Source organism: Candidatus Babeliaceae bacterium, from assembly GCA_041660765.1.
Classification (GTDB): domain Bacteria; phylum Babelota; class Babeliae; order Babelales; family Babelaceae; genus JBAZVR01.
In genome coordinates, this window is the sequence record JBAZVR010000001.1 from 360369 (window position 1) to 374508 (window position 14140).

Below are 14140 nucleotides of genomic sequence, written 5' to 3' on the forward strand. Positions count from 1 at the left end.
TATTCTAATCAGTAGATAAAAAATTATGAAATACTACCTGTGAAAGGTTTATTTAATGGAACCAACGACCAAGCGTGATGATGTAGTAACAAAATTAGTTCTTGTAGAAGAAGAACTCAAAACGTCTTTTCTTGATTATGCCATGTCCGTTGTTGTTGCACGTGCAATTCCCGATATTCGTGACGGCCTTAAGCCTGTCCACCGTCGTGTCTTGTATGCAATGTATCAATCAGGGTATCACTTTAATAAGCCGTACCATAAATCAGTACGCGTAGTCGGTGACGTGTTAGGTAAATACCATCCACATGGCGACCAGGCGGTGTATAATACGATGGTTGGCATGGTTCAGGATTTTTCTAAGCGTTATCCTCTCCTTGACGGACAAGGTAACTGGGGTTCTATCGACGGTGATAATGCTGCAGCGATGAGGTATACCGAAGTTAGGATGCAAAAAATTTCTCAAGAAATTTTGGAAGATTTAGACAAAGAAACCGTGCCATTTGTACCAAACTTTGATGAATCTACGGTTGAGCCGGTTATATTGCCCAGCAAGTTGCCAAACTTATTGATTAACGGCACGGCGGGTATCGCGGTTGGTATGGCAACGTCTATTCCTCCGCATAATCTTGGTGAAGTTGTTGATGCATGTTTAGCTCTGTTAAAGGACCCGTCAATTTCTGATCAAGAATTATTTGAGCTTGTTCCCGCTCCTGATTTTCCAACAGGGGGCATTATTTGTGGAAGAGCTGGAATTGTTAAAGCATATATGACTGGTCGCGGCAATGTTATTTTGCGCGGTGTGGTTGATATTGAAGAAACAAAAAGAGGCACGTCGCTTATTATTACAGAATTGCCGTATCAAGTGGTGAAAGCTGACTTGGCTATTAAAATTGCTGATCTGGTAAAAAATAAAGTGATAGAAGGCATTACTAACATTCGCGATGAATCCAATAAAAAAGGCATGCGTCTTGTTATTGATATTCGCAAGAATGAAATGCCGCAGGTTGTCATTAATCAGTTATATAAATTTACGTCGCTTCAAACGTCGGTTACCATGCTGTTATTGGGCTTGTTAGATAATCGACCGCTTGTCTTTACTTTGCGACAACTTATTACAGAATTTTTGGTTCATCGTGAAGTAATTGTTCATAGAAGAACGGTTTTTGATCTTAAGAAAGCGCAAGCGCGCCAACATATTTTAGATGGTTTTATTATTGCTCTTAATAATGTTGATCAAGTTATTGGTCTTATTAAATCTTCTGCTACAAGCGAAGAGGCTCAACTTAAATTACATGAACATTTTAAGCTTTCTGAAGAGCAAAGTAAGGCAATTTTAGAAATGAGATTGCAGCGCTTGACGGGGATGGAGCAAGAAAAAATTCATTATGAGCTGAAAATATTAAGCGAAGAAATTGAGTTTTTAGCATCAATTTTAAGTGATCGAACCATACTTATTAAAGAAATAGAAAAAGAATTAATCGCCATTAGGGCAGCATATGCCGATAAACGTAGGACGCGTATAGAAGCGCCTATCGACATTCTGAGTGAAGCTGATCTTATTCCTGATGAAGACGTTGTTGTTACATTAACACGCAAAGGCTACATGAAACGAGTTCCTCTCGCAGTGTACGGTGTTCAACATCGTGGTGGCAAAGGCAAAATGGGGATATCAGCACTTGATGAGAGCGATGACGTTATTGAAGATCTTTTTGCGGCAAAAAATCATGATGAATTATTATTTTTCACTAATTTAGGGCGTATTTATTCATTGTCTGTTTTTCAAGTTCCAGAAGCGTCGAGAACTGCTCGTGGTCGAGCTGTTGTTAATTTGCTTTCATTGAATCCAGATGAGCGCGTGGTTAAGCTGTTGTGCGCGCGTGATTTAGAAGATAAGTATCTTGTATTATTGACTAAAAATGGCGTTATTAAGCGTACGGTTGCATCAGCCTTTGCTAAAATACGAAGCACGGGTATACGTGCGATTACTCTTAATGATGGTGATGAGTTAGTATTTTGCTCGTTAAGTTCCGGTAATGATTCTATTGTTATTGCGACAGCGCGTGGCCAAGGTATTAGATTTCCTGAATCTGAAGTAAGAGCTATGGGCAGGCAGGCGGCCGGTGTTCGTGGCATTCGTTTGAGAAGCAAAGATCACGTTGTTGGTATGCAAGTTGTTCCTGAAGAAAAAGATATTCTTTTCGCTACAGAGCAGGGCTATGGAAAGCGTGTTCGTGTTGGTGACTTTAGAATCGCCCATAGAGGCGGAGTTGGTGTTCGCACCATTCCAACTGACGCGCGTAATGGTTTTGTGATAGGTCTTGTTGTTGTTCATGACGAGTCTAGTGTTCTTTTGATTGATGTTCTTGGTAAGATCATTCGATTAGCTTCTAAAGAAGTAAGAACAATGGGTCGCCAGGCAAAAGGGGTGCGATTGATTCGTCTTGATGAAGGGCAAAAGCTTTCAACGATAGTGGTAGCAGGCGAAAAAGAAGACATTGAAGTCGAAAGTGCTGTGGTTGCTGGTGAACAACAATAAAAATAGCATTCTTCACTTGTCGCTGATTCCACAGGTGGGGCCGGCGACGGTGGCAAAGCTTGTTGAGCGCATTGGCATCGATAATATGCATACTATATATGCATATCGATTTGAAGATTTTGTACGCATGGGGTTATCGCCTCATGCGGCGAGACTTGTGTGTGACGGGCTTGCATCGAAAAAAATAGTTGATGATGAGTTGCAGTTGTGTGAAAAACATGCAATCAAGTGGACGACGGTATATGCAGTAGATTATCCCGTTTTGTTGCGGCATATAACATTGCCTCCCTCTGTTTTGTATTGGCGGGGTGGCTCGTTTGAACACTATCCCAAAATGGTGGCAGTTGTTGGTTCTCGTTCAGCAAATAATTATGGAGAGTCTGTTATACAGCAGGTTGTTCCTGAGCTGGTAAAGTCTGGATGGACGATAGTGAGTGGAGGAGCTTTGGGCGCTGATAGTATGGCCCATAAAGCCGCAATTGCAGCGGGTGGGACAACGGTTGCTATTATTGGTGCTGGGTTATTGAGGCCGTATCCCCTTTCGCATAAATCGCTTTTTGAAAAAATTATTGAAACGGGTGGCATGTATGTCAGCCCATTTCCATTAACTATGAGTGCATTGCCAGGAAATTTCCCTGCGCGAAATCGTATTATTTCTGGGATGTGTAAGGGTGTTGTTGTTGTGCAAGCGGCGTATGAGAGCGGAACGCGCACGACAGCGCTCTATGCTTTAGAGCAGGGACGCGAAGTTTGCGCAGTTCCTGGGCGCATAGATGATCCGTTGAGTAGCGGTTGCCACCGACTCATTAATGAGGGTGCTACGTTGATTACGCAGGCGTCAGATGTTTTGTCGACATTGGGCGATAGTAATGTTCAGAGATATGCGACAAAAGTTGTACAGGATTGCGTGCAGCAGAAAATACCATGTGATGATCCTATTGTACGCGCATGTCAGCAGTCCATCAGCTTTGATGAACTATTGCAGTTTGTGCCAAATCATGCTGATTTGCATGAGCGGCTGTGTGCTTTGCAGTTTGAGGGCGTTATAGAGCAAGATTTTATGGGGCGTTGGCGTGTAGCGTCACGTTAGTCTTTTTTGCCATATGCCTATTTTTGATGTACAATAATCATTAAAAAATTGTGTTATTACTTAATTTTATTTGGAGTATATATTATGCCAGTACCAAAACGTAAAGTCTCTCGTGCTCGTAGAGATAAAAGACAAGCTAATAAGGGAATAGAACCACATTTGGTTATTACCTGTTCACACTGTGAAGCGCCTTCATTGCCTCACCAGGTTTGTGAAACATGCGGTTATTACAAAGGGAGAAAGGTTCTTGCGACAAAATTAGATCGTTCTGTAAAGAGAGATCAGTTGAAGTTAGTGCAAGCCCAGCGTAAAGCAGAACGTGAATCAGCGGGCGACAATCAAGCTGGTGCCCACGGTACAGAAGCCGCTTAAAAAAATAGTAATACTTGCCCATTTTTGAGGAGTACAGGATGACAGTATCTCATGGATTGTTGAATGTTTTTCATTATCTTACTCGTTACGAAACATTAAAAAAAATAGCCCTAGGCCTTCTGTTTGCAGGTGCCTTTGCCGGTGGTTATGGATTGTATTATTGGTATTCGATTCGATGTGATAAAGAAGCTCAAAAAATATTTGCTGAATGTTTGGAGCATTTTGAGAGAGCATCAGCTTCTGAAGACAATGCAGCGTGGGATGATGTTGTGCGTGCTTTTGATGTGGGTTTTGATCGTTACAAAAAAACTTCCTTCGGGCCATACTTTTTGGCCTTTAAGGCAGATGCTTTAGTCAGACTGAATAAGCAGGCGGAAGCTATAACGACTATGGGGCTTATGGTGGAGAAGTTGTCAACCGCTTCTCCTTTATATTATCTCTACGCAATAAAACATGCTCTTTTGAAAATCGATAGTAGCGATACTATTATAAAGAGTGAAGGCTACGCCGATTTGGAAAAACTTTCTGAAGCGAAGAAGAACCCTTATCAAGATATGGCATTATACTATATTGGGTATAATGCATATGTGTATGGAGATCCTGAACGGGCTCAAAAGGTATGGACAAAGTTGATTCGTCTTCACGGAGCTTCTTCCATATGGAGCCAAATGGCACAGGCAAAATTAGAATTTACTGCATAAGAGGCCATGCATGGACAAACGTGATACAAGAGTGAGGGTCCGTTTTGCGCCCTCTCCGACCGGTCACCTTCATGTTGGAGGGTTGCGGTCGGCATTATTTAATTGGCTTTTTGCCCGTCATCATGGCGGGTCTTTTTTACTTCGTATTGAAGATACCGACAAAGAGCGGTCGCTACCGGAATATACCAATTCTATTACAGAGGCTTTATCCTGGTGTTCACTCATCAGTGATGAGCCCATTGTCATTCAATCAGAGCGCGCTGCTGAGCATGTAATGGTTGCTCAACTCATGTTAAAAAACGGAAGAGCGTATAAATGTTATTGTACGCAAGAAGAGTTGCAGCAGCGATTGGGTGCAAATGCTGCTGAAGGGCTTGGTTATGTTAAGTATGATCAGGCATGCCGCAATACAGAAGATAGAGCTGGGGTGCCTTACGTTATTAGATTTAAGTTACCTGATACTATTCAGGAAGTTGTTTTTAATGATCTTGTTCATGGTGATATAGTATTCAATCTTGATACGCTGGATGATTTTATTATTGTGCGGTCTGATGGAACGCCCATGTACAATTTTGTCGTGGTTGTTGATGATGCGTCTATGAATATTACTCATGTTATTCGTGGTGAAGATCATATTTCTAATACGCCAAAACAAATATTATTATATCAAGCATGTGGATTTACCGTTCCGCAGTTTGCGCATGTGCCCATGATTTTGGGACCACAGGGTAATAGATTAAGTAAACGCGACGCAGCGACGGCTGCGCTTGATTACAGAAGGCAAGGATTTTTACCTGAGGCTTTATGTAATTATCTTGTTCGATTGGGCTGGTCGCATGGTGATCAAGAAATTTTTAGTATGGCCGAAGCTATTTCGCTTTTTTCTTTGAAAGAAGTTGGTAAAAAAGGCGCCATTTTTGATATGAAAAAGCTTGAATGGTTGAATGGCATGTACATGCGCTCTTATACAGCTCAAGATTTATTGCATAAAATACAGCACAACTTTAATCAAAATTTTGTGGATCGATTCCATCTATGGACGCAAGAGCAGCTGTGTGCTGCGATAGATTTGTATAAAGAGCGAGTTAAAACCTTGCGAGAGTTGCAAGATTCTTTATATATTTTGCATGATGGTCCTATCATTGAAAATCTTGTAGACGCGTCTCGTTCTTTGGCGCAACAGGTGCAGGTACAACAAAATATGCAGATGTTTGAAAAAAAACTTATGGATATATCAGATTTTACCAAGCCGGCGTTGGAGCGTGTTGTTCAAGAAATGTGTCATGATCAAGGGTGTAAAATTTCCGACATTGGGCAGCCTGTTCGTGTTGCTCTTACAGGAGTTACATCAAGTCCATCATTTTATGACCTTATGTGTATTCTTGGTAAAGAAGAGACACTAAATCGGTTGCGCATGTTACAAAAAGCATAAGGAGATATTCTATGCCCTTTGATCGTCAAGATACGTATGCAAAAATTGTGAGCATTATCGCTGATCAGTTATCGATTGATAAAAATAGTATTATAGAAGATTCGTCGCTTGAAAGTTTGGGCGCTGATTCACTTGATAGAGTTGAAATAGTAATGAATGTTGAAGAAGCGTTTGGCATTCAAATTCGTGATGAAGATGCTGACACTATTCAAACGGTTCGACAAGCAGTTGATTACGTACAGCACTTAAGAAAATAATTTATTTTGGGGAAGTTATTTATGATGCAAAAAAAAATATTATTTTTTTTATTATTAAGGGGAGCGCAGCTGTGTACTATGGAGCAAGCTTTTGCGAATATTAGTACGACAAAAGCACCCACGATGGAAACTCCCATTATACAAACTATGAATAAATTAGAATCAAGATCTTGTCCGCAAACACTTAAGCAACATGTCAAAGATTCGTGTTGTAATTGCGTCGAATGCGTAGGCGCATGCGTATGCTGCCCGTGTAGTTCTTTACTCATTCTTTGTTGTGGTGTGGCACATTAAGAAAATAATTTATTTTTTTTAAATAGATACAAGAAGAGGCTCGGTTATTAACCGAGCCTCTTTTGCTAGTTTTGTGTGCACTAAATGTTAGATTAGAAGGTTATACCACCTTTAATCCATACACCCCATTGGCTGAGGCTTGCGCTTTCTTTGCGTTGTGCAAATTCAGCTTCACCGCCAACACCCAAGTAAGGGGTCCAGTCACAATCCATCCATGCGTAGTCCACATGAGCATACACTTTGTGTGTAATGATGCGGTCTGATGCAGCAGATTGTGGGTCCAAGTTTGCAATAGTTACAAGTGCTGGAGTTTCAACGCCATTGACTCTGGAGTCATAAACGATATCGCCCGCAGCGCTTAAAGCAGCAACGGTTGTTGTATTAAGAACAACTGTTGTACCAGGAACGACAGAAACAGAAGTAGGAGTTGATAATAATGTTGCATTATCAACTGGTCCACAAGCATATGCAGTTGCAGTGCTTTCTGTTGCTGCATAGACTGCAGGTGTTACAGGGCCAGCTGTTACAACGCCCGATGTAACTGTGTAGGTTGGTGCTTGAACAGGTGCGCATCCTTTGATACCCCAATTGAGTGTATCAAGATTGGTTTGACCACAGAGGGTACCACTCTTAATGCTGCAGATTTTTTCATGTGCACGGCCGTAGAAGTTGTAACCAAGACCGGTGCTCCATCCACAAGTATTTTGATAGAGAAGTTCAACTAATGCTTCACCTTGTACGCTTACACTGACATCAGCACGACGTGTGTTGAAGTTAATTGCGTTGATCAAGTTGTTTGCATAAGTACCGTCAGTATTAAATTGCTTTAAGAGAGAATATCTGCTGAAGCAGCCATTATTTCTAAAGTCGAATGAACGTACTTGGCAACGTTTGATCAGGTGAGTTGCGTAGCCTTCAAGATATACGGTAAGCGAATGATCTTCACAGTTCCATACATCAAAGACGCCGGTTAAACCGCCACCAACTTTCCAGTGATCGTCACCGATTGTTGGTGCAAAAATGTTTTTTGCATGACGGCTGTCAAAGCGTGTACCTGTTGGTGCAACAGCTTTGAAGTATGCGCCAACATGGTAGTTGTCGCAGTTCCAGAAGTTCCATCCAAGCAACATGTCAACGTCAGCAACTTTGTTGCGTGATAGGCTGCATGGACTGAATCTGCCGAAATTCCATGGTGTTTGCATGTCACCAAAAAGGAAATCGCCACTTAAAGCTTGTTGCACGCTTGATGCAGCAGCTTGTGTGCCAGCAGAGATCACTTTAACGGCGCCAGCAGGGAACGGTGTTGTTACAAGTGTTGATGTTGAAAAACAATCACTTGATGAATTACATGATGATCCGCATGAGCTGGTGCCACATGATGAATTGCCACATGAGGAATTTGAACCACATGAGCTATTACCGCATGATGAGTTGCATGATGAGATGCATGTTCCCGTTGTAACCGCTCCGCCAAGGAATTTCCAGCTGGAGTGAGCAAACGGTACATACGCACGGAAGTAAAGACCATTCCACCATTCATCTAAGCCGAAAAAGGCTTGGAAATCGACGATTTGGTTTTTAATTTTAGGATGGAATGCCACTGTTGTTGACGCAAATGGTGAGATACCAAAATTGTCAGCAAGAATGTCACGAGATCCGCGTGTTCCTGTTGTAACCGCTTCTGATCCTACAAATTTAGCGTTATTGCAGCTGTGTGTACCAAGAAGATTTTGAACAGGGCTATTGCGGCCAAGTCTAAATGTTTCTTGAAATTCGTATGCTACGTTGAATGCTCCGCGGAAGCAGTCATTGTCAAAATCGAAAAAGAAATATTGTTGCATGCTTCTTTCTCGCGCCAAGTTATCACCAACGGAGCGCAAGAGTTGTGTCGAACTGCACGTGTTGCATGTTACGCATGCATTGCAGTCTGACGAGGAACCGCATGAGGAATTACATCCTCCGCAGTCACTTGTTGTTGCGCTGACTGTACCGCAACCACCAGAGTTGCAGCCATCAGCAGAGATCATACTTGTTGAAACAAGCATGACACATAAAAAAGATTTTATAAGTTGTTTCATCTAAATACTCCTTTTCATACTAACTGAACTCAACCTTCTGATTGAGAAACAACTGATATGGTGGGAAAAATTTTTCCCTGTTTGGTAGGCAACCACACCTACATGATGTGAAAATTTTGATGTATTTTTGATACTCCTCCTTTCGCTTCATCCGGTTGCAAATAACCCATGACAAGGTCATAAATATAACTATTTATGGTTTGGGATTATGCATCTTCATTATCGGTGTATAATCTAGTCAAAAGATTTAGATATTGCAACATTTGATAATGTCAATATCTATGACCCTATTGAAAAGCCTTTATTTGTGGGCAAAAAACGTTTACGATGATTCTATCTTTATTAAGAATAATTTTACTGTTTTTTTAATTTTTGAACGCGAGCATTGGGTCGACTTCTTTTCAATGATTACAAATTATGTCGTTTGAGGTAAAATTCTTAGAAGGAGTTTTTGGAGCTCCTTTTTGAAAAATATAGTTCTATATTTATTGCATCATGGTGTATACGATGTCTCGAGCATTAGTGTTATTTCAGATAATTTTTGAATCTCTTCCTATTAGTAGTTCTTCGCACATATTTTTTTTAAGTACACTTTTTGATAGCGCTTGTATGTTGCCAGAGTCGGTATATTATGCAGCGCATGCACCGACGGTAATGATGTTGGGGTGTTATTTTGCACGGGAACTTTTTTTTATTACCCATAACTATAAGCAGCTGTGGGACCAGCTTGTTGTTTGGGCGTTAGGTATAGGTATTGCCAATAGTATTACTATTATTGGTTATATAGTGTTACATGTTGTGCATGTTCCATTTTCAATGCAGGTGGGGCTCATGATAACAACAGGGCTGTTGTTATCGCTTGTGTGGTGCAAAAAATTGGGTAGTGATCGGTTGTCTATTAATCAGGCTGTGGTAATTGGCATAGTGCAAGCTATTTCGCTATTGCCGGGTATTTCAAGGCTTGCGATGACCTATGTTGTGGGGCGATGGATTGGCTTGTCCTGGTGGGCATCATTTCGTTTTTCTTGTGCGCTTGAGGCAACACTTTTTGCCGCGGCTTCTGCAAAAAGTTTGTTATCGCTCTTGCTGAGTGGCTATAGTTTTACCCTATCTTTCGTAACTATTATGAGCATTGTAATGGCCATGTGTATAGCGTATCTTTTGTTATGGTTTGTTGAATACCTTATGAAAACGGGTCACCTTTGGTATTTTGGATGGTATATGATAGTGCCAACCTTTTTTTCTTTCTTTTTTTAAATTATTAACAACTCTTGCTTGAATATTCGAGATATTTTTACACTAATATCTGGTATGAGGAGAGTTTATGAAATTATTTGGACGCATTATACAACTCGTGACTGTTTTTTTATACATATTTATTGTTATTGCGTTATGCACCCACAATGCTTCTGATAATTCATGGACATTCTTTTCTACCGATAATTTTTTTTATAATAGATTAGGATTTTTGGGCGCCTATTGGGCGTCATTGTTACTATATCTTTTTGGTTACACTGCGTATTTTTTTATACCAATTGGTTTTGTAATATGTTGTAGGGTGTCGCATGTAGTATCAGCTAGTTCTATAAAAATAGCTGATCTGTTTTTTATGGTAACTACATTATGTACGTTGAATGCGCTCTGGGGTGTTGAATATATGCCTCACGTGACTCCAGGAGGATATATTGGTATTACCTGTGCACATATTTTGTTGAAAATATGTGATTTTTATGTAGCGGGTTTTTTATGCATTACGTTATTGCTGATAGGTATAATTATTATTTTTCCATGGAGTATTTGTGCGCACTATTTTTTTGCTGAGCAACAAGAGGACATAGCGTTAGAAAAAAATACATGCATAGATCAAAAAATTTCTATTCCAGAAAAAAAACATCGTGAAGATCAAGAAGCTGTTTATTCTTTGCCGTATACATTATTTAAGCCGCATAATAAGTCATCGAACTATGTACAACAGAGCAATCATCATGATCTTACAAAAATTTTGGAACAAAAATTAGAAAGTTTTGGCATTAATGGTTCAGTGGTGGGCTGTTTTGTGGGGCCTGTTGTAACCTTATTTGAGTATGAACCGACCATTGATACAAAAATTAGCAAAATTATAGCATTAGAAGATGATTTAGCATTAGCGCTACATGCGCATAGTCTGAGAATAATTGCCCCAATTCCTGGTAGAGCGGTTATTGGCTTTGAGCTTGCAAATGAAGTGCGTTATGCGGTAACAGGTGATGCGCTTATTGCAAGTACTCACTTTATACAACATGTGGGTAATTTGCCTCTGATTATTGGTGAGGATACTTTGGGAGCGCATGTTATGATAGATCTGGCAACACTGCCACATTTATTGGTAGCAGGGTCAACCGGATCAGGAAAATCTGTAGCGCTGAATATGATGATAGCAAGCCTTCTGTCTCGATGTAGCCCAGATTATTTAAAACTTATTTTAATAGACCCAAAAAAACTTGAATTTGCTGCGTATGTTGATATTGCACATCTTGTCTTTCCTGTTATAACACACGTTGAACGCGCACGTACTGTTTTGCGTTGGGCTGTTCAATCTATGGATGAGCGTTATGAAAAACTAGCGCAACACGGATTGCGTAATGTCTATGAATATCATAAGCAATATGGATTTGAAGGCATGCCGTTTATGGTTATTATTATTGACGAACTTGCCGATTTAATGATGCAAGCTCGTGACATAGAAGACTCTATTGTACGACTTGCTCAAATGTCTCGCGCATGCGGCATTCATTTAATTATAGCAACGCAAAGGCCGTCGGTTGATGTTATTACAGGGCTTATAAAAGTAAACTTTCCTGCACGTATTGCATGTAAAGTTACTTCTAAAACGGATTCGAGAACCATTTTAGATAGTAATGGGGCTGAAAAATTGCTGGGTAAGGGTGATATGCTTTTTTTAACAACACAGGGCACCATTCAACGTGTTCATGGTGCCTATATTGAGGACTCTGCTATTAGTAGTATCGTGCAACATATCAAACAACAAAGAATTGTAGAATATATACCGTTTGAATCAGCTGCGCAGTTATCAGCAATTGATGATGTTGATGCTAATCTTTATAAAGAAGTTATTACTTTTATTGAGCAACTTCAGAGTGATGAAATTTCTATATCCTTGTTGCAAAGAAAATTTAAAATCGGGTACAATCGATCTGCAAGAATAATGGCTCTGCTCGAAGAACGCGGCGTAATCATGCATGACTATGGTAGTAAGATGCGGAAAATTTTACGTTAATAAATCGTCTTTCTTCTTTTTTTTTATTTATTTTCTTGACAAATGAACAAAATAACGTCAATTTTGTGCTCATTATGGAACAATATTGTGATACTATATCGGTACGGAGATGGCTAATGTATCTTGATCAAGATTTTTTTAAAACGGTTGTGCCGAATGCACTTTTTTTTGGCGCAGACATGCCAAAAAATGCTTACTTTTCTGTTGACTCTCGCTTGATAAATTCGGGTGATATGTATATTGCATTACGAGGATCACGCCATGATGGACATGATTTTATTAATGATGTAATTAAAAAAGGAGCATCGGGTATTATTATTGAACAGGATAAAAAAGAATGTCTTAATATTATTGATAAAAAAATATTAGATACTCTCTTTGTTGCGCTTGTTCCCAATACACTTCAGGCGCTTGTGCAATTGGCAACAGCGTGGCGAGAACAATTTAGTTATCCTGTTTTTGCTATAACGGGCTCTGTTGGTAAAACATCAACAAAAGAATGTTTGACTGCAATACTTGAAGCAAGTGGTAAAAAATATCTTACTTCATTTGGCAATCAAAATACATTGATTGGTATTTCATTAAATATATTAAAAATGCGTCCTGAGCACGAAGTCGCTATTTTTGAGATGGGTATTAATAAGCGCGGTGAAATGGCGCACATGGCGGCATTGCTTAAGCCAACCAATGCTCTTGTTACGATGATTGGGCATAGCCATATGGAAGGGCTTGGTTCGGTACAAGATATTGCATCAGAAAAAAGAGACATATTTAAATTTTTTAAAGAAGACAGCACTGGTATCGTTAATGGCGATCAACCATTATTGGCAAATGTTTCTTATATACATCCTGTTATTAAGTTTGGTTGTAAAACAATGAACCAAATTCAAGCACGTAAAGTACAGGTTAATGGTGCATCGCTCCATTTTGTGCTTAAAATCTACAACAATAAATATAAAGTCGTGTTGCCAACAAGTCATATAGGTTTTGTGTATAATACGTTAGCGGCAGTTTCTGCAGCGTATTTGCTCAAAATTTCTGAAGCAATAATTGTAGAAACTATTCAAAAGCCATTATACGTAGAAAGTAGATTTGAAACGTGTAAATTAAGGGACAATAAGGGTATCGTTATTAACGATTGTTATAATGCTTCTCCTGAAAGTATGAAAGCAGCGCTTTTGGCATTCGAAAAAGTAGAATGTACTGGCGAAAAGATGGCGATTTTGGGTGACATGCTGGAGCTTGGCGTAACGTGGCGTTTTTGGCATAGACAACTTGGTCGCTTGTTAAGAAAAGCACCATCAGTAAGGCGCCTTATTCTCGTTGGTGATCATGTTAAGTTTACGTTAAAGACAGTGCCAGTTAATATCAAAGTTGAACATGTTCCAACCTGGCAAGCTGCTACAGAAAAGTTAGAACAGGCATTAGCGCCGGACTCTGCTATTTTGGTAAAAGGCTCCCGCGGCGTCGGTCTTGATAATTTAGTTAACTCAATTAAGCAAGCGTAATTGTTATAAAATATGTAATAACAGGGCATACGTTGAAAACATACGTATGCCCTATACTATTGGGTTTTTTGTATGTTATATTTTGCCACATTGATAATTGGAGTGCATGCTTTTTGTGCAATTAATAAACCCGTTATAGTATCTTTTGCAGAAAAAGATACTATAACAATTAATAGTAGTTTTTTAGAAAATAAGCTTGTCAAAGAAATTATAGCTAAAAAGTTAGTGGTTAATATGAGTTCTTTCTCGAGCTTGACCATTGAGAGTGTTAACGTAGAAGAGTTGAATATTAATATATCGGGCGGAGCGACAGTGCATTGTAAATCCGGAATAATTAAAGCCCAGAATATTAATATATCAGGCTTTTCAAAGCATAAAGCAGAAAATATTAAACATGAAACATGTGATGTTAATGCGTCGGGATTTTCTCGAGTGCAGGTGGGCTGTTGTGAAAATAAAATAGAAGCATATGTATCTGGTTTTTCAAGATTAACCTATCGCTACCTAACTGGTACCACAAAAAATATTCGTTCTGATAACTCAATAATTTCTGGTTCTTTGTGCAAAGAACTTAGTTGAAATAATATGTATGCCC

At 39.5% G+C, this 14140-nt stretch carries 12 protein-coding genes; 11 read left to right on the plus strand and 1 reads right to left on the minus strand.

Translation table 11 applies throughout. The features are described 5' to 3' along the window. Positions 1-55: 55 nt before the first annotated feature. From gyrA to WC707_01955, 7 genes are all read left to right on the plus strand, one after another. Positions 56-2536 (plus strand): DNA gyrase subunit A, encoded by a 2481-nt coding sequence (gene gyrA, locus WC707_01925; protein MFA6065917.1) that lies wholly within the window; start codon positions 56-58, stop codon positions 2534-2536. Continuing rightward, positions 2496-3626 carry a DNA-processing protein DprA gene (gene dprA, locus WC707_01930; protein ID MFA6065918.1) on the plus strand — a complete coding sequence of 377 codons (1131 nt, stop codon included), beginning with the start codon at positions 2496-2498 and terminating at the stop codon, positions 3624-3626. The genes gyrA and dprA overlap by 41 nt, the downstream gene beginning before the upstream one ends. Positions 3627-3710: 84 nt before the next feature. Continuing rightward, complete coding sequence (rpmF, locus tag WC707_01935) at positions 3711-3998, plus strand: 50S ribosomal protein L32 (GenBank protein ID MFA6065919.1); 288 nt, start codon at positions 3711-3713, stop codon at positions 3996-3998. 38 nt (positions 3999-4036) lie between these two features. Beyond that, on the plus strand, positions 4037-4699 hold the full coding sequence (locus WC707_01940) for a hypothetical protein (GenBank protein MFA6065920.1): 663 nt from the start codon (positions 4037-4039) through the stop codon (positions 4697-4699). Positions 4700-4709: 10 nt separating this feature from the next. Continuing rightward, on the plus strand, positions 4710-6131 hold the full coding sequence (gltX, locus tag WC707_01945) for a glutamate--tRNA ligase (GenBank protein ID MFA6065921.1): 1422 nt from the start codon (positions 4710-4712) through the stop codon (positions 6129-6131). An 11-nt stretch (positions 6132-6142) separates the two neighbouring features. Further along, positions 6143-6388, plus strand: coding sequence for an acyl carrier protein (gene acpP / locus WC707_01950; GenBank protein MFA6065922.1), 246 nt, complete (start codon positions 6143-6145; stop codon positions 6386-6388). Positions 6389-6409: 21 nt separating this feature from the next. Beyond that, on the plus strand, positions 6410-6682 hold the full coding sequence (locus WC707_01955; protein MFA6065923.1) for a hypothetical protein: 273 nt from the start codon (positions 6410-6412) through the stop codon (positions 6680-6682). A 92-nt stretch (positions 6683-6774) separates the two neighbouring features. Here WC707_01955 and WC707_01960 read toward each other — a convergent pair whose 3' ends face one another. Then, on the minus strand, positions 6775-8760 hold the full coding sequence (locus WC707_01960; protein MFA6065924.1) for a hypothetical protein: 1986 nt from the start codon (positions 8758-8760) through the stop codon (positions 6775-6777). A 507-nt stretch (positions 8761-9267) separates the two neighbouring features. On the opposite strand from WC707_01960, the gene WC707_01965 reads away from it, so the two are divergent. The 4 genes from WC707_01965 to WC707_01980 all read left to right on the plus strand — a co-directional run bounded on the left by WC707_01965 (position 9268) and on the right by WC707_01980 (position 14124). Next, a complete protein-coding gene (locus WC707_01965) occupies positions 9268-10017 on the plus strand; it encodes an undecaprenyl-diphosphate phosphatase (GenBank protein ID MFA6065925.1) in 750 nt (249 codons plus the stop codon). 67 nt (positions 10018-10084) lie between these two features. Further along, the gene (locus WC707_01970; GenBank protein ID MFA6065926.1) at positions 10085-12037 is read left to right on the plus strand and encodes a DNA translocase FtsK 4TM domain-containing protein; all 1953 of its coding nucleotides are present in this window, start codon (positions 10085-10087) and stop codon (positions 12035-12037) included. A 116-nt stretch (positions 12038-12153) separates the two neighbouring features. After that, entirely contained in the window at positions 12154-13545 is a 1392-nt protein-coding gene (gene murF / locus WC707_01975; protein MFA6065927.1) for a UDP-N-acetylmuramoyl-tripeptide--D-alanyl-D-alanine ligase, read from the plus strand. A 72-nt stretch (positions 13546-13617) separates the two neighbouring features. Continuing rightward, entirely contained in the window at positions 13618-14124 is a 507-nt protein-coding gene (locus WC707_01980) for a DUF2807 domain-containing protein (GenBank protein MFA6065928.1), read from the plus strand. Positions 14125-14140 lie beyond the last annotated feature (16 nt).